The sequence below is a fragment of the Streptomyces sp. FXJ1.172 genome (genome assembly GCF_001636945.3).
In the GTDB taxonomy this organism is placed as follows: Bacteria; Actinomycetota; Actinomycetes; order Streptomycetales; family Streptomycetaceae; genus Streptomyces.
This window is the reverse complement of the sequence record NZ_CP119133.2, coordinates 7,909,795-7,930,968: the sequence shown is the minus strand read 5'-3', so window position 1 is coordinate 7,930,968 and position 21,174 is coordinate 7,909,795. Positions and strand designations below refer to the sequence as shown.

Genomic DNA, 21,174 nt, shown 5'->3' with positions numbered 1-21,174 from the left:
CGGCTGATCGCAGCAGATCCGCTGCGGCCATCTGCGAAGCAAGCAGCACGTCCCTGCGGGCTCCGACCTCACAACATGAGGTCGGAGCCCGCAGGCCGTGAGGAGGCCCCGAACCCGTACGAGGCCCGGCATCAGCCTGGGCCCGCCCCGTGCCGGGACCATCAGCCGTTCGGGGCGACGTTGGGAGGGGGAAGGGCACCGCTGCCTCCTCGCCTGCGCTCTTGGGCCATCCGCAGCTCGGCGAACTCAAGACGGCCCTGCGGCAGGACTTCGGGGGAGACCAGCCGACCGGGGCGGGCATACGGTACGGCCCCGGCGACAGAGTCGGAGGGCCGGGCCCGGCTCGTACGCGTACCCGAAGACCGCCACAGAGCTTCGCGGCTCCTACGCGCTCGGGGTTTGACGGAGCCGGGATGCTGGACACTTGCTGGTCCAGAACCTTGGAGGGCTCGGTGTCACGCAGCTATCCGCCTGAGTTCCGTCGCGAGGTTCCTCGCCCACGTTGCTCCAGGACACCTGGCCGGCACGTTGTCCATCCCGCGACCGACTACCGCTGGAGGAGACCGTCAGTTGGTGGCGAGAAGGTGCTCCAGCCAGTTGCGGCGTGCCGCGACAGCGGCCTTGCTGATCCGCGCCTCGGGGGCTTTCCGGTCGAAACCGTGGATTCCACCGGGCCACACGTGCAGCTCGGCTTCGCCGCCGGCCTGCCAGATCCGGTCGGCGTAGGCGAGGATCTCGTCGCGCAGGCACTCGGCGGAGCCGACGTCGAGGAATGTGGGCGGCAGGCCGGCCAGGTCGGTGGCGCGGGCGGGCGCAGCGTACTGCGGCACGTCAGCTCCGCCCTGGGCGTCGCCGAGCAGCGAACTCCAGGCGAACCCGTTGCGGCTGCGGTCGAAGAGTTCGACGTCGTCCATCTGCAGGGCCGAGGCGCTGTCGTGGCGGTCGTCGAGCAGCGGGGCAATCAGCAGCTGGCCGAGCAGGCGGGGACCGCCCTTGTCGCGCACGGTCAAAGCGAGCGCGGCACTGAGGGTGCCGCCGGCGCTGAAGCCCGTGACGACGATGCGTTCCGAGTCGATGCCGAGTTCGTCCGCGTGGTCGGCGACCCACAGTAGACCGGCGTAAGCGTCGTTGATCTGGGCGGGGTAGTGGTGTTCGGGCGCGAGCCGGTAGCCGACCGAGATCAGCGTGGCCCCGAACCGCTCGGCCGTCTCGAGTATCTGGTCGAGCCCGGTGCGGTGATCGCTACCGTAGAAGCCGCCGCCGTGCATGAAGTAGAGCGCCGGCCGCGATGCGGGCGCGCCGGAGGGTGTGCACACCAGCAGCGGGATCTCGGGGGCGCCGTCCAGGCCGGGCACCGAAGGCTGGAAGACGGTGAAGCGCCCGCCATGGCTGAGGTCCTCGAGCGCCGCCACTGCGGCGTCGGCCTCCGCGCGGATCGCCGACAGCTTCTCGAGGCTCATCGGCGCCAAGTCCGGTTCCTCCGCCAGGTAGGCGTCATAAGCGACCTGAAGTTCGGCATCGAGAGGAACGGGAACGGCAGGCACGGTCTTTCCAGGTTCAAGATCCATACGCGCACGCTAGCGCCCTGCTCCTTTCGCATCATCCGGATTTCAACACCTTGTCGATCGCGCAGCGGGGCCGGGCGGATCGGCGGCGTGGGTCAGGCGTGGGCCTACTCGATCTCGACCAGTCTCACCGAGTAGGTCCGGATCTTGACACCGGAACGCAGAAGTGCGCCCTGAGCTGTGATGATCCGACTTGTCGAGGATCAAAGCGCCGCAGCCGGAAGCAGTTTCACGTGAACTCTGCAACGTCTCGTTCGAGGCTGTCCGTAACGTCCGGCGGGCGAGGTGGCGTCTCGCTTGCCGGGGCCCGGCTGCTGGCCGATCTGGCGGCAAGGACACCGGGTCCGGCCGCTTCCCGTCGCGCCAGGCGAACATCAACGCCGCCTGGCTGGAACTCGCCCTGGCCGGCATCGGCCTCATCGCCTGGATCCAGATACTGCTCCTTGACGGCGAACTGGCCAAGGCCGAGCCCAAGCGACGGCGCTGCCGACTGTTGCACACCGCCGCTCGCAACCCCCGGCGGCAGACAGACCTGGCTGCGGATCGCCGAACACTGGCCCTGGGCCCGGGACTTCGTCACCGCCTTCGCCCGCCTGGCCGCGCTGCCCCGTCCGGCCATCTGCTGACCAGCCGCTTCGCGATGCCGCCCGACCACGACCCCGAGGACTCCTGGAGCACCCGGTCACCGCGCCGGACCTGCCGCATGCCCGCATCACACCGTCACGACCCAGCCCACTCAGAACTTAGACTCAGCCGCAACGCTCAGAGGCTTGATGAAAGACCGAGGCTGGACGAGGTATTCCAAAGGTCAGGTCAGTTGCTTGTGCATGACGATGCAGGGGCGGCCGTGCTGTCTGTCGGCACGACGGTCGATCTCCCGCCAGCCCAGTGAACTCCAGAAGACGAGGGCGGCGGGGTTGCTCTCCAGGACGGCGAGACGGATGCCGTCCCGGTCCTCGCTGCGGAACCGCTCCTCAACCAGGTTGGCCAGCAATCGGCCGATGCCCTTGCGGTGAAAGTTGCCGTGCACCATCAGCAGCCCGATCCAGGGCTGGCCATCTGTTGGGTGACGGTCAAGCAGGCACAGTAGCGCGACGAGTTGCCTCCGCGCATCCCGGGCGAGCAGTACCTCGCAGCCCTCAGTACGGGATTCCTCCCGCAGATCGGCTTCGACCCGGTCGGCCTGGATGTTCTCGGGGTCGTACTCGCCAGCGGCGCGCAGGTACTCCGGGTTGCTCGTGTAGAGGTCGACCACCTCAGCGATCTCCTGCGGAGCGAAGCGAAGCGGTGAAAGGGAGAGGGCAGCCATGCAGGCAGAGTAGTCAGCCCTGCCGGACGTGGCTGAACACGAGGGGAGAACATCCAGGATCAGGGTGTGAGGACCGACCTGGATGCCGTACGTACCGAAGCAGCCGGGCTGGAACATCACCACCTTCCTGGCCGGATACGCGGCGGGTCGTGCCGGCGGCGGTCCCGACGCGGTGGGAACTGCAGCCCGGCGCGCAGGAGAACTCGCGGCCAGGTGGGCCGCCGAGGACGACCACCGTCCGAACTCGGCAGAGACACCCGGCGGTGCCCGTTAACACCGGCCCACGAGGCCCTTCGGTCGGGACCTTCGGCCCACACCCAGACGGCACTCCGAGTTAGGTTCGCCTAAGTAGAGGTCGGTGCGCGCAGAGAGCGAGGCACGAACATGGCATCGACGGACCCTCGTGCCCTCCACGAAAGCATCCCCGTACCCGGCGACGGACTGGACGCCGCCCGAATGCCCGGCCACTGGCTGCTGGCCCGCCCGGGCAAGCGGGTGCTCCGCACCGGCGGCCTGGAGCTGACCCGCTGGATGCTGGACGCCCTGGACATCCGCAGCGACGACCGAGTGGTGGAGTTCGCCGCGGGCCTCGGGGCCACGGCCCGGCTGACCCTCGAACGCGGCCCGGCCGCCTACACGGCCGTGGACCGCGACCCCGCTGCCGTGGCACGGCTTACCGTCGCCCTGGCTGAGGCTTCATCACGGCCGGGAGGCTCCGGCTCAGCGCAGACCGCCTCACTGGTACTGCGGGCGCCATTCGAAGAGCAGGATGGTCGCGTCGTCCCGCAGTTGGTTGCGCTGGTACTCGAGGATGGCGTGGATGAGCAGGCGCAGCACTTCGGCCGGGCGCTGGCCGGCGGCGTTGGAGCGGATGATGAAGTCGGTGAACCGGTCGAGGCCGAACTCCGCGCCGTCCGCGTCGCGGGCCTCCACGACACCGTCGGTGTAGAGCAGGACGCAGTCCCCCGGTTCCAGCGTCGTCTCGTGGACCTTCCGGGCTGCCGGGGCGAGTGGGCCGGCCAGGCCGATCGGCGGTTGCGGGGGGCTGTCCAGTGCCCCGGTGAGCACCCGCTCGGCACGGATCAGCAGCGGTGGGGGGTGACCGCAGTTGACCCAGCGCAGCACCCCCGTCTCCGCATCCAGCTGGCACAGCACGCCGGTGCAGAACTGGTCGGGCAGCCACTCGGCGAGCGCCTGGTCGACGGAATCGACGACGTCGGCCAGGTCGCGCCCGCCGCGGCGGGCGTTGCGCGCCGCGGCCATGGCAACCGACGTGGTCAGGCCGGCGGTCAGGTCATGACCCATGGCATCGAGGATCATGGTGTGCAGCACGTTCTTGACCACCGAGTGGTCGAAGGCGTCTCCTGCGATGTCGTACGCCGGTTCCAGGACCGCGGTCGAGACGCACCTGATGCTGCCGATGGTGCGCGGTGGCAGGAAGGCCCGCAGCATCTCGGCGGGCAACCCCATGGTCGCGGTGCGGGCACGGGCTGCGAGCCAGTCGCTGTAGGCACGCTTGGAGGTGATCAGCATGGCGAACAGGTGGGCCAGCATCCGACTGCGGCGCATCCGCACCCGGTCGAGCGCGGCGGTCCCCACCGCCAGCACACCCAGCCGCTCCGCACCGTCGACCAGAGGCATCCATACGATCAAGCCGTCCTCGGTATCAGCCACCCGCGGAGCGAGTGTGCGGTACGCCCAGCCGGCCGACGAGCCTTCCACCGGCAGCGGCTCCGAGGCCTCGTCGAGCGGGATGAGCAGCCGTTGTTGCAGGTCGGCGAGGTAGATCAGCGCAGTGTGCAGGCCGAGGGCCGAGGCACACCGGTTCGCCAGGGCAGGCAGTTCGACGGGGAGGGCCGTCTGCGCCTCGATGATCAGCTCTTCCAGTCGATTCTCGTCGACGGTGGTGTCAGGATCGGAGGACGCGTGTGGTGGGTCCGACACGGGCATCACCCCTTCCGCGCCCAGTCTCACACCGCTCCCGTGCTCTCTCATGTCCGGCGTGATCATTGCGAGGGCGCGACGGCGGCCAAGGCGGCCCTCTGGCCAAGGCGGCCGTCTGAGCCGGACCAGGCACACCTTGTGCGACTGCCGATGATCAGCCGGTCCCGTATCACGATCACTGCGTGCGTCACCGAGATGCAGACGCTGCTGCGGCCCCGGCTCTCGATAAAATGAGTGAGCCACAGGCCCGCCTGCGCAGCGGGAAAGCGAGCCCACCCATCCGCTCGCGGGCGGGCCGACCGGCCGATCTGGAAGGGCACCGTCATGGTCAGACAGATCGCCTGCCGCAGGGTCTATGAGGAGACCTCGCCGCAGGACGGCAAGCGCGTACTCGTGGACCGGGTCTGGCCTCGGGGTATGCGCAAGGAGGAAGCGCACCTGGACGAGTGGCTGCGTGAGGTCGCCCCATCCACCGAACTCCGCAAGTGGTACGGCCATGAACCCAGCCGCTTCAGCGAGTTCCGTCGCCGCTACCTGGCAGAACTGCGCGACGCCGGGCACCGCGAGGCAGCCGGGCATCTGCGTGACCTGGCCGGGCACGACAAGCTCGTGCTGCTGACGGCCACCAAGGATGTGGACCACAGCCAGGCCGCCGTCCTCGCCGATTGGCTCACCAAGAACCGATGACGAAGACGCGGGATGCCGGCGATGAAGCCGACGCCGTCCTGAGACGTGGAGAGTGATGGACATGCGGACGAACATCATCCGGCAACAGAGCATGATGGCGAGCTACGACGTGGTGAACGGGTGGACCGTCGTCGAGGTCGACGGTGACCTGGACGCCCACACCTCCCCCATGATCCGTGAAGCGGTGATCAAGCTCCTCGGTGAGGGACACCGCCACTTCATCCTCGACCTCGGCTTCGTCCCCTTCATGGATTCGATGGGACTGGGCGTGATCGTCGCGGTCACGAAACGCATCCGTGAACAGGAAGGCTCGCTGCGTATCGCGTCCGTCCCTGGCCGGGTACTGAAGATCTTCGACCTCAGCGGCATGCGCGAGAGCTACGAGATCTACCACTCGTCGGCCGACGCGACGCGATCCGCTCCTTCGCTGGGGAGCCTCGTGCACTGGCCACACCCGTCGTCCACCTGAGGCACCGCTTCTCCGAGCCCGACGGCCGTCGGTTCCCTGCGCGACCCAGAGACCCGGACGCGAGGGTGGACGGAGGGGCCGGCGTCTCATCGGCCTGAACCGCCCGGGGTGCGCAGGGCGAGAAGGGCCACGTCATCGTCGAACACCTGCCGACTCTGGATGATCAGGGCGTCGCACAGCTCCTCCAGCGGGGCCCTGGCCAGGTGGGCGGCGTGCTCGGCCAGATCGCCCAGCCCCGTGTCGATGTCCTGGTCGCGGCGCTCGACCAGTCCGTCGGTGAACAGCAGCAGGGTGGCGCCCGGCGGAAGTGGGTGCGTGTGGTTGAACCGTGGGACGGACGCGTCGATGCCCACCGGGATCCCGTGCCGGGCGGGCGCCAGGTAGCAGGTGCTGCCGTCCGGTCCGATCAGCAGCGGAGGCGGGTGCCCGGCGTTGCTCCAGCCGAAGGTGTATCCCTCCCGGATCCGTTCCAGGCGGCCGAACACCAGGGTGGCGGTCGGCGGCTCCTCGAACATCGTCAGGGCGTGGTCCAGGCGCGACACGACCAGGCCGGGCGGCCCGCACCGGTCGAAGGCGAGGGCGCGCAGCATGTTGCGGATCTGGCTCATCAGCGGGGCGGCCTCGACGTCGTGGCCGGTCACGTCGCCCACCACCACACAGGTGGCACCGTCGGGCAGGACCACGGCGTCGTACCAGTCCCCGCCGAGCCTGGGCAGCTCGGACGCGGGCTCGTAGCGGGCCGCGGCCTCAAGCGGTGCCAGGTCCGGAAGGACGGGGAGCATACGGCGCTGGAATTGCTCGGCGGCGCGCTTGAGGTGCTCGTACAGACGGGCGTTCTCGATGCTGACGCCCGCGGCGCTGGCCAGCGCGGTCAGCAGGTGCTCGTCATCGTCGTCGAAGGGCGTGCCGTCCGTCTTGTCGGCGAGGTAGAGGTCGCCGTAGACGGTCCCGCGCACCATCAGCGGAACGCCCAGCAGCGTCCGCATGACCGGATGCCCGGCCGGAAATCCTGCGGAACGAGGGTGCGCGGCCACATCCGCCACCCGCAACGGCTGCCGGTCGTCCACCATGGTGTGCAGCAGGCCATGGCCCTGCGGCAGGCCCATGGCAGCGCACAGGTGCGGGTCGTCGATACCCACGGTGATCAGGTCGGTCACCTTGCCGCTCTCCGAGAGCACGCCCAATGCCCCGTAGCGAGCACCGACGAACTGAGCGGCCGCTTCCACGATGCGGTGCAGCACGGCGCGGGTGTCCATGTCGCCGCTCATCGCCACGACCGTGCCGAGCAACTGCCGCAGCCGTTGTGGATCGAGAACGAGCGGCGAGCCATGCGCGGTCACTCCGTCCGGGACCGCTTGCCACGCCTCGCCGACCGGAAAGGCCCTGGCCTGCGGGCTGTCGTTGGACGGGTCGTGCACCATGGTGAGATTCCTCCCGGCGCCACCCGGCGCCGTCATCACCTCGCCGTTCCCTGTCACCCTACGCGCTCACCCGACCATGGGCAGGCCTCCGCGACACGGTGGACGCAGCCGGGGTGGGGACTGAGCACGCTCACGTACGGCGGACCGGCAGGCGGGCTACGGTCCCGTTCAGCTGCGCGTCCGCGTGGGCGTCGAGCCGAGCCACACAGCGTGACCAGCCAGGGCGACAGCTCCGGGTTCCGCGCCCGTCGAGTCGCCCTTGCCCTGGTTCACCTCGCGCCGGCGGGCGTCCTACGCCGTCGGGGGCCCTCAGCCTTCCGCGTGGGCGAGCCACAGGTCGGGGCCGAAGACCTCGTAGCGGATGCTGCGTGCCGGGACGCCGGCCTGGAGGAGCTGGGTGCGGACGGCGCGCATGAAGGGCAGCGAGCCGCACAGGTAGACGTCGGCGTCCGTGGGCAGGTCCAGACCGTCGAGGTCCATCAGGCCGGTGTGAGCGCCGGGTTTCTCGGTCGCGTCCTCTTCGTACCAGAACTCAGCCCTCGCGTCGGGCAGTTGGCCGACCAGACGCCGGGTGTCGGCGTGCAGGGCGTGGCCGGCGGGGGTGCGGTCGGCGTGCAGGACCCATACCGGCCGGGGCGAACCGGTGGCGGCGAGGTGTTCGAGCATGGCGACCATCGGGGTGCAGCCGGTGCCGGCGGAGACCAGCAGCAGCGGGGTGTCGGCGTCGTCGAGGACCACGTCTCCGAACGGAGCGGACAGGGTGAACTCGTCGCCGGTCCGGACGGTGCGGTGCAGGTGGTTGGAGACCTCGCCCTCCGGGGCGTCGGCGACGCCCGCCACCCGCTTGACGTGATGCGCCGCAGGCGGTCGCCGGGAGCGTTGGACAGGCTGTACTGGCGGGTCTGGTGGATGCCGTCAGGCATGAGCGCCCGAACGCTGACGTACTGGCCGGCGCACGCCTTGGGCAGGGGGCCGTCGTCGGCCGGGCGCAGCAGGAAGGAGACCACGTCCGGGGTCTCCTCGCGCCGCTCGACCACGGTCCACGGCCGCCACGGCTTGCGCGGGTCGACCTCGGCTTCCTGGTACAGGCGCGCCTCCTGGGCTATGAGCGCGCCGGCCATCAGCTGGCAGCGGGACGGCGTTCACCGTCACAGCCGGGATCCGTCGTGCGGGTCCGACCGGCACTTCGATCATCCGGTGTAGCCGTCACCCGGAATAGGGCCGAACCGCCCTGGAGGACTGGGCCCGTCGGTCCTGCTCCCCGACGAGGCAGATGCCCGTCACGAGGTGATGAAAGGGGTGCCGTAGGAGGCGCGGACGACGTCTTCGGTCATCACGGATCCGACCTTGTCGTGCTTCGTCCCGGGTTCCTCCTCAGCGCAGTCGGCGCAGATAGGGGTCGTGGGGTGTGCGCGGCACGAGCCGCACCCGTGCGTCGAGCACGGAGACGTCGGCCGTGGTCGCCAGCACGGGGTTGAAGTCGACCTCGGCGAGCTGCGGCAGATCGGCAGCCATGCGCGACAGGCGCAGGAGCAGCTGCTCCAGGCCTTCGAGGTCGGCCGGCCCGTTGCCGCGGGCGCCGAACAGCAGCGGGGCGCAGCGCGGCGCGGTGATCAGGTCGTGGACGTCGTGGTCGGTGAGCGGGGCGAGTCGTGCGGCGTGGTCGCCGAGGACCTCGGTGGCGGTGCCGCCGAGGCCGAACAGGACGAGCGGGCCGAAGACCTCGTCCTGGACGACGCCGGCGAACAGTTCGGTGCCGCGCGGAGCGAGCGGCTGCACGACCACACCGGTGAGCAGTCCCGAGAAGCGTGTGACGAAGTCCCGGAAGGCTGCGCGTACTTGGGCATCGCCCTGGAGGTCGAGGTGCACGGCGTGCTGCTCGCTCTTGTGGACCAGTCCCGGCCAGTGGGCCTTCATCACCACCCGGCCGTCCGGGCCGCGCAGCCGCCGGGCCGCGAGGACGGCATCGTCCTCGGTCTCCGCCCACGCCCACGGGATCTGCGGGATGCCGTAGCAGGCCAGCAGGTCGGCGCAGGGGCGCAGGTCGAGCCAGCCGCCGTCCGGATGCGCGGCCAGGAAGGTGTCGGTGATCTCCTGGGCACGGGTGGTGTCGATGCCGTCGAGTTCCGGGACGGTGCCCAGGGGCCGGGCGAGCCAGGCCGCGCGGCGTGCGGCGTGGGCCAGCGCCCGTGCGGCCGCCTGCGGTTCGGCGTACGAGGGGACCGTGCCGCCGTCGGCGGCGGGCAGCAGCCTGACCGGCAGGTCCTGTTCGAGACGTACCGCGGCAATCGGCTTGGCCCGGCGACCGGGAGCGTCGGTGAGTGCCCGGATCAGGTCGTCACCGGTCGCCGCGGCGACCGCCGTGGGTACGAGCGCCACCAGTACGGCGTCGACGCCGGGATGGCGCATCAGCCGGTCCAGGCAGCCGGCGAGCTGGTCCTCGGTGACGGCGGCGGTGGCGTCGACGGGGTTGCCGACCGCGGCACCCTGCGGGAGCACGGCGAGCAGGTCGTCGATCACCTCGGTGGGGAGCGGCGGCGACGAGAGTCCCGCCTCTGTGCAGGCGTCCGCGGCGAGGACCCCGGCGCCGCCGGCGTTGGTGGCGATCGCGACGCGGGTACCGGCGGGCAGCGGCTGTGAGTGCAACAGGGCGGCGGTTTCCAGCAGTTCGCCGACCGAGCGGGTCGCGGTGATGCCGGCCTGGGTGAACAGCGCCTGCCGGGTCATGGTGCGGGTGGCGGCCGCCGCGGTGTGCGAGGCCGCGGCACGGCGGCCCGCCTCGGTACGGCCCGCGTCCACGGTCAGCACCGGCATCCGGCGCGTCACACGGCGGGCCGTGCGGGAGAACGACCGCGGGCTGCCGAAGGACTCCAGGTGCAGCAGAGCCAGTTCGGTGCGGCCGTCGCTCTCCCACCACTGCAGCATGTCGTTGCCGCTGACGTCGTACTTGTCGCCGAGGGAGGCGAAGGTGGAGACGCCGATGCCGAGCCGGGACAGTCCGTCGAGCAGCGCGATGCCGACCCCGCCGGACTGCACCGCGACACCGGCGGTCCCCGGGAGCGGGTGGTCGGCGGCGAACGTGGCGTCCAGACGCAGGCCGGGATCGGTGTGGGAGATCCCGAGGCAGTTGGGCCCGACCAGCCGCATGCCGTGGGTGCGGCACGTGGCCAGCAGCGTGTGCGCCTGGTCGGCGTCGAGGCCGGCGGTGACGACGAGCAGCGCCCGGACACCCGCCTTGCCGCACTCCTCGGCCGTGGCCGGGACAGCGGCTGCCGGGACGGCCACGACCACCAGGTCGGGGGTCTTGGGCAGCGCGCTCACGGACGAGTAGGACGGCACGCCGAGGATGTGGTTCACGCTCGGGTTCACTGCGAACAGACGGTGGGTGTAGCCGCCCGCCTTCAGGTGGTGCAGGATCGCCCGGCCCACGGAACCGGGTTTGCGGCCGGCGCCGACGACGGCGACCGCGTTCGGGCGCAACAGCGGCTCGAGACTGGCCACGTCGGCGGCACGGCCCCGGGCCTCCACGGCCGACAGATAGGCGTCGTCCGAGTCCAGCTGTATGGTGCAGCGCACCTCGGGCCCCTCGAACCGGCGGGCCGTACGCAGGCCGAGGTCGGCGAAGAGCCGCAGGATCTCGCGGTTCTCGCTGGGCGCGTCGGCGGTGAAGGTCGTGATGCCGTCGGCGCGGGCGGCGGAGACCAGGTGCTCGACAAGCAAGGTCCCTATTCCGCGGTGGTGCAGGCCGTCGCATACGGCGATGGAGATCTCGGCCTCGTCCTTCGCCCCCGCCGTGTCGTACTCGGCGAGCCCGATCACCTGGCCGTGCGTCTCGGCCAGCAGGGCCCGGTAGCCGGGGTGCGCCGGGGCGCAGGCCCGGTCGGCGGCGAGGGCGGCGGACCGCGGGCTCAGCGAGAAGAACCGGAGACGCAGGTTCTCCGGGGACATCTCCTCGTAGAGCTTCCGCACCTGGTCGTGGTCGGCCGGGGTCACAGGACGGATGCACACGGTGGTGCCGTCCGCGAGCAGGGCGTGAACCGGGGGTCGGTTGAGCACGGCGTCCGGCATCAGGGATCTCCTCCAAGCCTCTCGATGGTTCGAGCATCAGGCGGATCACGACGGGATCCCATGGGCTGTGCGGAGGTCCTTTGAGGGCCGGTCGGCCCTTATTCCCCCCGGGGGCGGGTGTCCGCGGATCGCCGCTTTGGCAGTGACCGGACGGACACCGCCAAGGAACAGTCAGCGCGGCCGTCGTGTGCGCACAAGTTCGGACACTGAGGGCCACTACATGACTTGTCGTGACAGAACCACATGGTTTGCGTTGGGATGACCTGTCTCAACGTGAGCCTGGGGGGCGAGGACGAGAATGAACGACCTGATCGAAACAGCACCACCTGATCCCCTCTGCACGGTGGAGCCTGGCAGGTGCCGGTGCGGCGCCGCGGTCCCCGGTGGCGTTCCGGGCGCCGCCGAGGAGAGGTTCCGGGGGCTGCTGGAGGCGGCACCGGACGCCATGGTCATCGTCGACGACACCGGCACCATCCGCCTCGTCAACGCCCAGACCGAAGCCCTCTTCGGCTACCAGCGCGAAGAACTCCTCGGCCACCCCGTCGAACTCCTCGTCCCCCACCGCTTCCGCACCCACCACACCGCACACCGCAACGGCTACGCCCACAACCAGCAGGTCCGCCCCATGGGCGCCGGACTCGACCTGTACGGACTACGCAAAGACGGCACCGAATTCCCCGTCGAAATCAGCCTCAGCCCCCTGGAAACCACCGACGGCCTCCTCGTCTCCGCCGCCGTACGCGACGTCAGCGAACGCAAAGCCGCCGAGGAGAGGTTCCGGGGGCTGCTGGAGGCGGCACCGGACGCCATGGTCATCGTCGACGACACCGGCACCATCCGCCTCGTCAACGCCCAGACCGAAGCCCTCTTCGGCTACCAGCGCGAAGAACTCCTCGGCCACCCCGTCGAACTCCTCGTCCCCCACCGCTTCCGCACCCACCACACCGCACACCGCAACGGCTACGCCCACAACCAGCAGGTCCGCCCCATGGGCGCCGGACTCGACCTGTACGGACTACGCAAAGACGGCACCGAATTCCCCGTCGAAATCAGCCTCAGCCCCCTGGAAACCACCGACGGCCTCCTCGTCTCCGCCGCCGTACGCGACGTCAGCGAACGCAAAGCCGCCGAGGAGCGCATCAACGAGCTTGCCGCGCTGGTCGAGTCTTCCCAGGACGCGATCCTCGCGAAGACCCTGGACGGCCGCATCACGTACTGGAACGCCGCGGCGCAGCGGTTGTACGGGTTCACGGCGGACGAGGTCCTGGGACGGCACGTCTCTGTGCTGGCGCCGTCCGCGAGGGAGCACGAGATCACCGCGCTCCTGGAGCGGCTGCGCCGGGGGGAGAAGGTCGAGCACTTCGAGACGTTGCGGCTGACCCGCTCCGGAGAGCTGCTGGACGTCGATGTCACCTTGTGGCCGACCAGGGCAGCGGACGGCTCGGTCGTGGGAGCGTGCGCGATCGTCCGGGACATCAGCGACCGCAAGCGCGCCGAGGCGGAGTTGACGGAGCTGTACGAGCAGCAGCGGCACATCGCCCTGACCCTGCAGCGCAGTCTGATGGGTACGCCGCCCGCCATCCCCGGCCTCGCCACCGCGAGCCGCTACCGGCCCGCGACCCAGGGGGCCGGCGTCGGCGGCGACTGGTTCGACCTGATCCCGCTGGGCGCCGGCCGAGTGGGTGTGCTGATCGGTGATGTGATGGGCCGGGGTCTCGAGGCCGCCGCCGTCATGGGCCAACTCCGCTCGGCAGCCCATGCGTTGGCCAAGACGGGGCTGCAGCCGCGGCAACTGATGCAGGCGATGGACACCGTCGTCGCCGATCTCGACGTCCCCGACCAGCTGGTCACCTGCTGCTATCTGGTCATCGCCGCCGACACAGGGGAGGTGACCGTGTGTTCCGCCGGCCACCTGCCGGTTCTCGTCGCCGTACCCGGCGCACCCACCCGGACGCTACCCGCACCGGTGAACGCCCCCCTCGGTGTCGGCGGGGTGATCTACGAGCAGTGCTGCAGCACCATCGAGCCCGGCGCGACCCTCGTGCTCTACACCGACGGTCTGATAGAAACCCCCGGAACCGACATCGAGGACAAGCTCACCCAGCTCGTCGCCACCCTCGACGAACTCCCGACCGCGGTGCCCGACCTGGAGACCGCCGCCGACCACGTCCTGACGACGCTGCTGCCCGACGCGGACGGCCACGACGACGTCACGCTGCTGCTGACGCAGCTCCCCGCGGCTCCCCTGGCCACGGCCACCGCGGACCTGCCCGCCACGCCCGCGTCGGTGCCGGCGGGCCGCGACTTCCTCGCCAAGGCACTGAGCACATGGAACTGCGGCGGCACGACCGACGACGCGCTCCTGCTGCTCTCCGAGATCCTCACCAATGCCGTGCAGCACGCCCAGGGCCCCATCGGGGTGCACGTGTGCCGCACGGACACCGATCTCACTGTGGAGATCAGCGACTGCAGTTCCCACTTGCCCCAGCCGCGTCTCGCGACGGAGGACGAGGAGTCCGGGCGAGGCCTGCTGCTCGTCCGTGCCCTCGCCGACGACTGGGGCGTGCGTCCCACGGACGAGGGGAAGACAACGTGGTTCAGCCTCAAGGTGTGAGCACGCGCCGGGGTGCACGCCTGCCGCGCTCCCTCCCGCCGTCAGTCGTCTGCGACCAGCGCGGTGAGATCCAACAGCCGGTTGGTGTGGCCCCACTCGTTGTCGTACCAGCCGAAGACCTGTGGCCTTCAGGTGCAGGGCCGCGGCGTCGCGGCCGCGGAAGCGGCCGGTGGACTCGATGACGATGCCGGCTCCGTAGTCGGACCAGGGAACTCACCGACCGCGGCATCGTGTTCGCACTCGCCCGGGTCAAGCAGCAGTTCCTGGACGACCTGAAGGCGTACGGCTTGGCGGACTCCGTGGGCGCGCATCTCATCTTCCCCACGCTGCCCACCGCGGTGGCCGCCTACCGCGAGTGGAGTGGCGAGCGGTAGGGACCGGTCCGGGAGGCGCGGCGCGGAGCGGTGCCGCCCAGCTGTGTCACCCCACCGTGAGGTCCGGCCGGATGAGCGTGCCCGACCTGCCGTGGACGATCTCGTAGGCCGCGTCCAGGGCGCCGATCGCGGCCAGGCCGCCGGTGTGCTCGACGAAGCGGGCAGCCGCCTCGGTCTTGGGGCGCATGGAGCCGGCCGGGAAACCTCCGTGCCGCAGGTCCCGGGGAGTGGCGTCGAGCACAGGGCGCTGGCCGGGGTTGCCGTAACTCTCGTAGACGTAGGGGACGTCGGTGAGGATGAGCAGGAAGTCGGCCTTGAGGTCCTCGGCGAGCAGAGCCGCGGTGAGGTCCTTGTCGATGACGGCCTCCACGCCCGTCAGTGCGCCGGTGTCGCGGTCGGCGGTGACCCATCCGCCGCACACAGTCAGCGGCCACACGGCCCACGCGCGACCCCGATGGTCCCGCTGTCATAGGCCTGGCCAGCCCAACTCGTCTGCTTGCCGGTGCTCCTGGCCGCAGGACATGGGCCGTTCGGTCCACGGCATGGCCCGCCCAGCCCATCGTCGGCACCGGGCCGAACTCGACAATCGAGGGCAGGAGCTACGGCCGGGCTCGCGACACGGTGCCGGCCGGCCGACGGTGCCATGTCCTTACGGCTCGTTCGAGATGGGGCGGTTCTCCCGTAGACCCCAGGAGCCGCGAGGGCTTCCGCGCGAGTCTCGTGTTGGGGAGGCACGATCCTCGCGCCATGGCCGCCGCCCCTCCCTGACACGGGGGCGGCGGCCGTCTTCGCTGCCCTCTGCCCGGGGCCGGATGGCCCTGCTCCGGCCCCAATGGCCCCTCGCATGAGCCGAGTCGGCGCCACACCCTTGAGGTATCAGTCCGTACACCCTGACCGGGAGGCCGGCCATGAACACCCCGAGCATGCTGCGCATCCTGCCCATCCAGCACCGGCAACGGCTCATGCGTCTCGCCCGGGAGGTGTCCTTCCCGCAGGGGACGCGCCTGTTCAACGAAGGTGCACGCGCGGACCGCTTCTGGATCATCCGCACCGGCTCCATCGAACTCGACACACACGTCCCCGGCCGGCGCCGTGCCGTCATCGAGACCCTGGGCCACAACGAACTCGTCGGCGTGTCCTGGCTGTTCGCGCCGCACGTGTGGCATCTGGGCGCCACAGCTGCGACACCGGTACGCGCCTACGAGTTCGACGCCACGGCCGTCCGCTCCCTCTGCCAGGACGACCCGGCACTCGGCCAGGCCGTCACCCAGTGGGCCGGCGACGTACTGGCCCACCGCCTGCGCTCCACCAGGACCCGGCTGCTGGACCTCTACGCCCCCAACGGCGCCGCAAGCGCCGTGTGAGAGAGCCGGCCCGACGAAGGAGTCACCGTGTACGGCACCCCGCACATCGTCAGCGACGTCCTGTCCCACACGGTCGCCGCCGTGGGCCGACGGGCCGCCTTCAAGGAGCTCGTGCAGCTCGGCGACGAAAACCTGTCCCCGGCATGACCGCCCGACTCCTCAGAACAGCGGGATCACCACGGGCGGTGCTGGCCTTCCATCGCGGGCGTCCACAGGGTCACCGCGGTGCCGCCGCCCGCTGGGCCGGTCCGCTCTGCCCAGGTTCAGTGCCCTTCCTGCCGCTGTCGGTCCTGGCCCTTTCGCCGTGAGCTGGGTGCGGATGAACTGGGCTCAGTCCTCGTCCTGGGCGCGTCGGTAGAGCTTGGCGATGTCGTCGTCAAAGTACGCGGCGTAAGAGACATCGTCCTGGTCGCCGCCGCCCTCGTGGCCGCCCAGGACGCCGATGACGGTGCCGGTGTGGCTCTTGGGGTCGTAGTGGGCGAGCCAGGGGCTGCCGCTGGTCCCGTCCTCGAGATCGGTGCACTGGATGCGCAGCTGGGTGTCGTTGAACTTCGTGGTGCGGTTCTGGCATGAGATCGGGGTGTCCCGGCTGGCGGGGTAGCCGGTGATCTTGACCTTGTTGTCGAAGCCGCGGTTCATGCCGAGGGTGTTGCCGCCCAGGACGTCCTGGATGTTCTTGCCGTCCTTTTGGTCGAGGATGAGGAAGGCGACGTCGAGGTCCTCGTCCTGCGACTTGGCCCAGCGATCGTCGACGACCACCTTGCTGACCTTCCACAGGCCGGTGGGTTCGTCGCCGTTGCGGTAGCCGGGGGCGAAGACCAGGTCGTTCAGTGGCTGTCCGGCGTCGGCGTCGAAGGCGCAGTGGGCCGCGGTGATCAGCATGTTCCGGCCCGGACTCTGCACCACGCTCGCCGTGCAGAAGTGGGCGCCCTGGTCGTCCTTTTCGAAGACCGCGCCGATCCGGGCGTTCTCCTCGGTCCTGCGAGGGGTGTACGCGGTGCCGTCCTTGGCCGGGGCCGTCGCGGAGAGGACCTGGTCCTGGTCCTGCGGGGACTGGCCCCGCTCGCCGGACTTGCCGAAACCGCCGCGCCCGCTGCTTGTGGCCGTATGAGTTTCCCAGGCGGCGTCGCCCACCACTGCGGCTGTCCCGACGATGACCAGCGTCAGGAGCAGGACGGCATTCCTGGCTAGCGAGCGCACAAGGTCATTATCGACGCGGGTCGGAGTCCGGGAGGTGCTCCACGGGGAGGTTCCCGTCACATCCCACCGTCCCGAAGGCACCGGCCTGACAGCCCACACCCGCAAGGACCTGCTGTCCGATGGCCCCGGCAGCACTGCTGAACCAGGCCGTCGCCAATCAAGCCGCACATGACCGGTCATTCATATGGACATGGATTTCATTTCCATCTACGGTGGAGCGTGCCGACCCGGCACGAGCCACAGGGGGTGATGCGCCATGGGCGGCCGGACGACCCGACAACGCAAGGCGGTGACGCGGGTACTCGCGGCCTGCCAGGACTTCGTGTCGGCCCAGGAGCTGTACGCCCTTCTGGTGGCCGGCGAGCACACGATCGGCCTGACCACCGTCTACCGCGCCCTGCGCGAGCTGGAGGCGGACGGCGGTGTGGACGTCGTACGCGACGAGACCGGCGGGCGGCTCTACCGGCTGCGCCCGGCCGACGGGCACCGCCACTACCTGATGTGCCGCGGCTGCGGCCGCAGCCGGCCGGTGGACTCCGAGGTCGTCGAGGAGTGGGCGGGCCGGATCGCCGCCGCGACCGGCTTCACCGCCGTGGAGCACACCGTCGAACTCACCGGCGTCTGCGCCGAGTGTCTGCCCCGCACCGGCGGAGGCCGGCCGTCCGGGGACGCAGAGGGAGGAGAGGAACAGCCATGCCACTGGGTTCGCGGCCCGGGCCTCCGGGACCCAGTCCGCAGCTGCGCGAGCTGAAGGAGACCGTGCGCGCCCTGCTCGGTCTCGACGACGACACCGCCGTCCTGATCCGCCAGCTCGCCTGCACCGAACCGGGCTGCCCGCCGTTGGAGACGGTCGTCGTCGTGCTGCCGATGGAGGGCGACGCCCGCCGCTGGACGCTGCACCGCCCCGCCGACCAGATCACCGAGGACGACCTACGGGCCGCCCTCCTCGCCGCTGAACAGCACGACTAGGAGAACGACTTGACCACCCCCGTAACCGAAGAGCCGCGCGACGAAAGGGTTCCCGTCACCGTCCTGACCGGCTTTCTCGGCTCCGGCAAGACCACCCTCCTCAACCGCATCCTCACCGAGCACCACGGCATGAGGATCGCCGTCATCGAGAACGAGTTCGGCGAGGTCGGCATCGACGACGCGCTCGTCCTCGACGCCGAGGAAGAGATCTTCGAGATGAACAACGGCTGCATCTGCTGCACCGTGCGCGGAGATCTGATCCGCATCCTGGGTGCGCTGATGCGGCGCCGCGAGAAGTTCGACCACATCCTCATCGAGACCACCGGACTGGCCGACCCCGCGCCCGTCGCGCAGACCTTCTTCATGGACGACGAGATCGCCGCCCAGCTGCGGCTGGACGCCATCGTCACGCTCGTAGACGCCGCACACGTGCTCCAGCACCTGGACGAGATCAAGCCGGAGGGCGTGGAGAACGAGGCCGTCGAGCAGATCGCCTTCGCCGACCGGGTCGTCCTCAACAAGACCGACCTGGCCGACGAGGAGACCATCGGACAGGTCGTGCGCCGCATCCGGGCCGTCAACGGCGGGGTGCGGATCATCCCCGCACAGCACGCCCGCATCAATCTGCACGAAGTCCTGGATGTGGGCGCGTTCGACCTGGAGCGGGTGCTCGCCGACGACCCCGCCTTCCTCACCGAGACCGAGCACCAGCACGACACCACCGTCACCTCGGTCGGCATCGAGCTGGCGGGCGAGCTGGACGAGGACCGGCTCAACGCCTGGCTCGGCCAGTTGCTGCGCACCAAGGGCGTCGACCTCTTCCGCTCCAAGGGCATCCTCGCCATCGCCGGTGCGCCCAAGCAGTACGTCTTCCAGGGCGTCCACATGCTGCTGGACGGCACCTTCGGACGCGACTGGCGCGACGGCGAAACCCGCACGAACAAGCTGGTGTTCATCGGCCGCAACCTCGACCGCGAGGCCCTCGAACGCGGCTTCGCCGACTGCCTGGCCACGGCGGGAGCGGCCGCGTGAGTACGACGGTGAGCACGACGATGGAGTCCCCGCTCGCCTGGGAGGCCCGCGTCGACGACGCACCCGTCGCGCTGAGTGCGCGAGGTGATCTGGTCGCCGTCGCCGGGGCCGAGGGGACCGTGAAGGTCCTCGACGCGGCGATGGGCGCCGAGATCGGGGCGTTCGAGCTTCCCGGAGGCGCCCTCGCGGTCGCGCTCTCCCCGGATGCCGGCCACGTGATGGCGACCGGCCCCCTGGGATACGCACTGTGGCACCGCTCCGACGGGCGTACGACGGTGCGGGAGTCCGGTGCCTGGTCGGCCGCGGCCGCCTGGGCCGACGGCACACGGGTCGCGGTCGCCTCCGGCCGCCGCGCGCTCGTACTCGACACGGACGGCGACGAGTTGTGGCGCACGGAGCCCGCCGCGTCCACCGTCACCGACCTCGCCTGGATGCGGCAGGGACGGCGCCTGGCCGTGGCCGCGTACGGGGCGGTGCGCTGCCACGAACGGCACACCGAGAAGCCGGTCGCCACCTACCCCTACGTCGGTTCCCACCTCGCACTCGCCGTCGCACCCACGGGGAGGTGGATCTGCAGCGGCAACCAGGACGCCTCCATCCACGTTGCCCAAGCCTCCCCCGCCCGCGACGGCGGCGAACTCACCATGTCCGGCTACCCGGAGAAGGTCTCCCGCCTCGCCTTCGACGACACCGGCTTCTGGCTGGCCGCCGACGGCGCACCCGACGTGACCGTCTGGGACTTCTCCGGCAAGGGCCCGGAGGGCACGGCACCGCGCTCCCTGCGCTGCCACGAGACGGTCACCGCGCTCGCCTGGCGGCCGGGGGCGGCCGGGCATCTGGCCAGCGGCGGCGCCGACGGCACCGTAGCCCTGTGGCACGCCACGGCCGGGCGGCCGCAGGCACGCCTGCGCCCGGCGCGCGAACTGGACGGCACCGGTGCGGCGGTCGGGGCGCTGGCCTGGGCAGGCCCTCACCTGCTGGCCGTCGCCTGGCGGGACGGCCGGATCCAGACGTACGGCGTGCCGTCCCGGACCGCGCTGTGAACCGGTCTGTGATCCGGGCGGCCGCTCCCCGCCCCTGCACGCTCGTCGTGTGCCGGGGCTGCTGCTGCGGCAACCCCCGCAAGCACCCCGGCACCGACCACGCCTGGCAACTGGAACGCCTGCGCGCCGGCGCGGCTCAGTACGGCTTCCAGGTCCGTACGACGGACTGCCTCGGCCCCTGCGACCAGGCCAACGTCATCGTCGTCCAGCCCTCCACCGCCGGGCGCCGGGCCGGAGGCCGCGCCGTCTGGGTCGGCTTCGCCATGGACGACGACAGCACCGACGACCTGCTGCGCTGGGCAGCCCAAGGCGGACCCGGCATCGCCGAGCCGCCCGCCGCCCTGGCCCTCCAGTTCATCCGCCCACCGCACGAGGCCCGCGCCCGTGCACGCCGATGACCTCGACGCGGGCGGCCGCGACGTCCTCGCGGCCGCCCGGCTCGACGAAGCCACCGCCGCCTCCGTCGCCACCACGCTCCAGGCCCTGGCCACGCCGTCCCGCTTGCTGATCCTCACCACCCTGCGGCAACGGCCCTACCCGGTAGGCGAACTCGCCGCCGCCGTCGGCATGGAACAGTCCGCCGTCTCCCACCAACTCCGCCTGCTGCGCGCCCTCGGTCTGGTCACCGGCCGCCGCGACGGCCGCCGCATCGTCTACAGCCTCTACGACGACCACGTCGCCCGACTCCTCGACCAGGCCGTCCACCACATCGAGCACCTCCGACTCGGTGTGCGCGACCAGCCCGTCAGTTGAGGTGGGCGACCTGTTGGGGCGCGGGGGCCGCGCGGAGCCGGTCGGGCAGCGTGCCGTCGTCGGGCATCCCGGCCCGCAGCCACGCCCCGATCACCTCGGCGTCGGCTTCTGTCACCAGCGGACCGAGGCGTACGACGATCCCAGCGGGAGTGCGGTCGACCACGCACGGCTGCACGGCGGCGTAGAGCCCGCGGCCCCTGCGGCAGTGAAGCACCTTCCCGAGGCAACCGGTGGAGACCATCACCCCGTGGGGGCACTGCTGGACCGCACGGCGCAGCTCGTCCATCGCCCGCCCTCTCGCGGCGGCACGGCATGAGCCGCAGACCACGAGGGTGAAAGGGCGACTCCGACGGCCGCCTGCG

19 protein-coding genes and 3 pseudogenes are annotated in these 21,174 nt (G+C 70.7%); 13 read left to right on the top strand and 9 right to left on the bottom strand.

Annotated features, from left to right (window positions below; genetic code table 11):
* Window positions 1–566: 566 nt before the first annotated feature.
* The gene (locus A6P39_RS35835) at window positions 567–1,568 is read right to left on the bottom strand and encodes an alpha/beta hydrolase (RefSeq protein ID WP_067052578.1); all 1,002 of its coding nucleotides are present in this window, start codon (window positions 1,566–1,568) and stop codon (window positions 567–569) included.
* Between the two features lie 325 nt (window positions 1,569–1,893).
* On the opposite strand from A6P39_RS35835, the pseudogene A6P39_RS35830 reads away from it, so the two are divergent.
* Window positions 1,894–2,191, top strand: a pseudogene (locus tag A6P39_RS35830) (transposase); the annotation flags it as partial.
* Window positions 2,192–2,373: 182 nt separating this feature from the next.
* On the opposite strand, the gene A6P39_RS35825 reads toward A6P39_RS35830, so the two are convergent.
* Window positions 2,374–2,874: a GNAT family N-acetyltransferase gene (locus A6P39_RS35825; RefSeq protein ID WP_067052671.1), complete on the bottom strand. Its 501-nt coding sequence runs from the start codon at window positions 2,872–2,874 to the stop codon at window positions 2,374–2,376.
* A gap of 82 nt (window positions 2,875–2,956) precedes the next feature.
* On the opposite strand from A6P39_RS35825, the gene A6P39_RS35820 reads away from it, so the two are divergent.
* Window positions 2,957–3,148, top strand: coding sequence for a DUF6457 domain-containing protein (locus A6P39_RS35820; protein ID WP_267893372.1), 192 nt, complete (start codon window positions 2,957–2,959; stop codon window positions 3,146–3,148).
* A 461-nt stretch (window positions 3,149–3,609) separates the two neighbouring features.
* On the opposite strand, the gene A6P39_RS35815 is transcribed toward A6P39_RS35820, so the two are convergent.
* Window positions 3,610–4,824: a PP2C family protein-serine/threonine phosphatase gene (locus A6P39_RS35815; protein WP_067052577.1), complete on the bottom strand. Its 1,215-nt coding sequence runs from the start codon at window positions 4,822–4,824 to the stop codon at window positions 3,610–3,612.
* Between the two features lie 318 nt (window positions 4,825–5,142).
* Between A6P39_RS35815 and A6P39_RS35810 the strand changes: the two genes are divergently transcribed.
* A complete protein-coding gene (locus A6P39_RS35810; RefSeq protein WP_067052573.1) occupies window positions 5,143–5,505 on the top strand; it encodes a DUF488 domain-containing protein in 363 nt (120 codons plus the stop codon).
* A 61-nt stretch (window positions 5,506–5,566) separates the two neighbouring features.
* Window positions 5,567–5,974, top strand: a complete 408-nt coding sequence (locus A6P39_RS35805; protein WP_159396158.1) for an STAS domain-containing protein — start codon at window positions 5,567–5,569, stop codon at window positions 5,972–5,974.
* Window positions 5,975–6,060: 86 nt separating this feature from the next.
* Here the strand turns inward: A6P39_RS35805 and A6P39_RS35800 are convergent, their stop codons facing one another.
* The 3 genes and pseudogenes from A6P39_RS35800 to A6P39_RS35790 form a co-directional block, all read right to left on the bottom strand.
* The gene (locus A6P39_RS35800) at window positions 6,061–7,395 is read right to left on the bottom strand and encodes a PP2C family protein-serine/threonine phosphatase (protein ID WP_079133672.1); all 1,335 of its coding nucleotides are present in this window, start codon (window positions 7,393–7,395) and stop codon (window positions 6,061–6,063) included.
* 309 nt (window positions 7,396–7,704) lie between these two features.
* Window positions 7,705–8,519, bottom strand: a pseudogene (locus tag A6P39_RS35795) (hemin transporter); the annotation flags it as partial.
* 250 nt (window positions 8,520–8,769) lie between these two features.
* A complete protein-coding gene (locus tag A6P39_RS35790) occupies window positions 8,770–11,463 on the bottom strand; it encodes a bifunctional acetate--CoA ligase family protein/GNAT family N-acetyltransferase (RefSeq protein ID WP_067052571.1) in 2,694 nt (897 codons plus the stop codon).
* Window positions 11,464–11,806: 343 nt separating this feature from the next.
* On the opposite strand from A6P39_RS35790, the gene A6P39_RS35785 reads away from it, so the two are divergent.
* Both A6P39_RS35785 and A6P39_RS35780 read left to right on the top strand, forming a co-directional pair.
* Window positions 11,807–14,077 (top strand): SpoIIE family protein phosphatase, encoded by a 2,271-nt coding sequence (locus A6P39_RS35785; RefSeq protein WP_275883936.1) that lies wholly within the window; start codon window positions 11,807–11,809, stop codon window positions 14,075–14,077.
* 230 nt (window positions 14,078–14,307) lie between these two features.
* Window positions 14,308–14,451, top strand: a complete 144-nt coding sequence (locus tag A6P39_RS35780; RefSeq protein ID WP_199840942.1) for a hypothetical protein — start codon at window positions 14,308–14,310, stop codon at window positions 14,449–14,451.
* A gap of 46 nt (window positions 14,452–14,497) precedes the next feature.
* Here the strand turns inward: A6P39_RS35780 and A6P39_RS35775 are convergent.
* A pseudogene (locus A6P39_RS35775) lies at window positions 14,498–14,866 on the bottom strand (amino acid kinase family protein); the annotation flags it as partial.
* A gap of 493 nt (window positions 14,867–15,359) precedes the next feature.
* Between A6P39_RS35775 and A6P39_RS35770 the strand changes: the two are divergent.
* Window positions 15,360–15,815, top strand: a complete 456-nt coding sequence (locus A6P39_RS35770) for a cyclic nucleotide-binding domain-containing protein (protein ID WP_067052569.1) — start codon at window positions 15,360–15,362, stop codon at window positions 15,813–15,815.
* A gap of 330 nt (window positions 15,816–16,145) precedes the next feature.
* Here the strand turns inward: A6P39_RS35770 and A6P39_RS35765 are convergent, their stop codons facing one another.
* Window positions 16,146–17,015, bottom strand: coding sequence for a trypsin-like serine peptidase (locus tag A6P39_RS35765; RefSeq protein WP_067052567.1), 870 nt, complete (start codon window positions 17,013–17,015; stop codon window positions 16,146–16,148).
* A gap of 256 nt (window positions 17,016–17,271) precedes the next feature.
* Between A6P39_RS35765 and A6P39_RS35760 the strand changes: the two genes are divergently transcribed.
* Genes A6P39_RS35760 through A6P39_RS35735 form a run of 6 tightly spaced genes read left to right on the top strand, consistent with a single transcriptional unit; the run spans window position 17,272 to window position 20,812 of the window.
* On the top strand, window positions 17,272–17,766 hold the full coding sequence (locus A6P39_RS35760; protein ID WP_079133670.1) for a Fur family transcriptional regulator: 495 nt from the start codon (window positions 17,272–17,274) through the stop codon (window positions 17,764–17,766).
* Window positions 17,767–17,774: 8 nt separating this feature from the next.
* Window positions 17,775–17,984: a hypothetical protein gene (locus A6P39_RS35755; protein WP_234379144.1), complete on the top strand. Its 210-nt coding sequence runs from the start codon at window positions 17,775–17,777 to the stop codon at window positions 17,982–17,984.
* 9 nt (window positions 17,985–17,993) lie between these two features.
* On the top strand, window positions 17,994–19,016 hold the full coding sequence (locus tag A6P39_RS35750) for a CobW family GTP-binding protein (RefSeq protein ID WP_067052564.1): 1,023 nt from the start codon (window positions 17,994–17,996) through the stop codon (window positions 19,014–19,016).
* Window positions 19,013–20,059 (top strand): WD40 repeat domain-containing protein, encoded by a 1,047-nt coding sequence (locus tag A6P39_RS35745; protein ID WP_267893370.1) that lies wholly within the window; start codon window positions 19,013–19,015, stop codon window positions 20,057–20,059. Before A6P39_RS35750 ends, A6P39_RS35745 begins: the two co-directional genes overlap by 4 nt.
* Window positions 20,056–20,457 (top strand): (2Fe-2S) ferredoxin domain-containing protein, encoded by a 402-nt coding sequence (locus A6P39_RS35740; protein WP_234379143.1) that lies wholly within the window; start codon window positions 20,056–20,058, stop codon window positions 20,455–20,457. The genes A6P39_RS35745 and A6P39_RS35740 overlap by 4 nt, the downstream gene beginning before the upstream one ends.
* Window positions 20,444–20,812, top strand: a complete 369-nt coding sequence (locus A6P39_RS35735) for an ArsR/SmtB family transcription factor (protein ID WP_067052562.1) — start codon at window positions 20,444–20,446, stop codon at window positions 20,810–20,812. The genes A6P39_RS35740 and A6P39_RS35735 overlap by 14 nt, the downstream gene beginning before the upstream one ends.
* On the opposite strand, the gene A6P39_RS35730 is transcribed toward A6P39_RS35735, so the two are convergent.
* Window positions 20,805–21,098: a hypothetical protein gene (locus A6P39_RS35730; protein ID WP_234379142.1), complete on the bottom strand. Its 294-nt coding sequence runs from the start codon at window positions 21,096–21,098 to the stop codon at window positions 20,805–20,807. The two genes, A6P39_RS35735 and A6P39_RS35730, sit on opposite strands and share 8 nt — an antisense overlap.
* Between the last annotated feature and the right edge of the window lie 76 nt (window positions 21,099–21,174).

What these genes read in the sequence shown, in the direction of transcription:
- A6P39_RS35835 (WP_067052578.1), bottom strand. Translation starts at nt 1,568, where the DNA reads ATGGATCTTGAACCTGGAAAGACCGTGCCTGCCGTTCCCGTTCCTCTC.
- A6P39_RS35825 (WP_067052671.1), bottom strand. Translation starts at nt 2,874, where the DNA reads ATGGCTGCCCTCTCCCTTTCACCGCTTCGCTTCGCTCCGCAGGAGATC.
- A6P39_RS35820 (WP_267893372.1), top strand. Translation starts at nt 2,957, where the DNA reads ATGCCGTACGTACCGAAGCAGCCGGGCTGGAACATCACCACCTTCCTG.
- A6P39_RS35815 (WP_067052577.1), bottom strand. Translation starts at nt 4,824, where the DNA reads ATGCCCGTGTCGGACCCACCACACGCGTCCTCCGATCCTGACACCACC.
- A6P39_RS35810 (WP_067052573.1), top strand. Translation starts at nt 5,143, where the DNA reads ATGGTCAGACAGATCGCCTGCCGCAGGGTCTATGAGGAGACCTCGCCG.
- A6P39_RS35805 (WP_159396158.1), top strand. Translation starts at nt 5,567, where the DNA reads ATGCGGACGAACATCATCCGGCAACAGAGCATGATGGCGAGCTACGAC.
- A6P39_RS35800 (WP_079133672.1), bottom strand. Translation starts at nt 7,395, where the DNA reads ATGGTGCACGACCCGTCCAACGACAGCCCGCAGGCCAGGGCCTTTCCG.
- A6P39_RS35790 (WP_067052571.1), bottom strand. Translation starts at nt 11,463, where the DNA reads ATGCCGGACGCCGTGCTCAACCGACCCCCGGTTCACGCCCTGCTCGCG.
- A6P39_RS35770 (WP_067052569.1), top strand. Translation starts at nt 15,360, where the DNA reads ATGAACACCCCGAGCATGCTGCGCATCCTGCCCATCCAGCACCGGCAA.
- A6P39_RS35760 (WP_079133670.1), top strand. Translation starts at nt 17,272, where the DNA reads ATGGGCGGCCGGACGACCCGACAACGCAAGGCGGTGACGCGGGTACTC.
- A6P39_RS35730 (WP_234379142.1), bottom strand. Translation starts at nt 21,098, where the DNA reads ATGGACGAGCTGCGCCGTGCGGTCCAGCAGTGCCCCCACGGGGTGATG.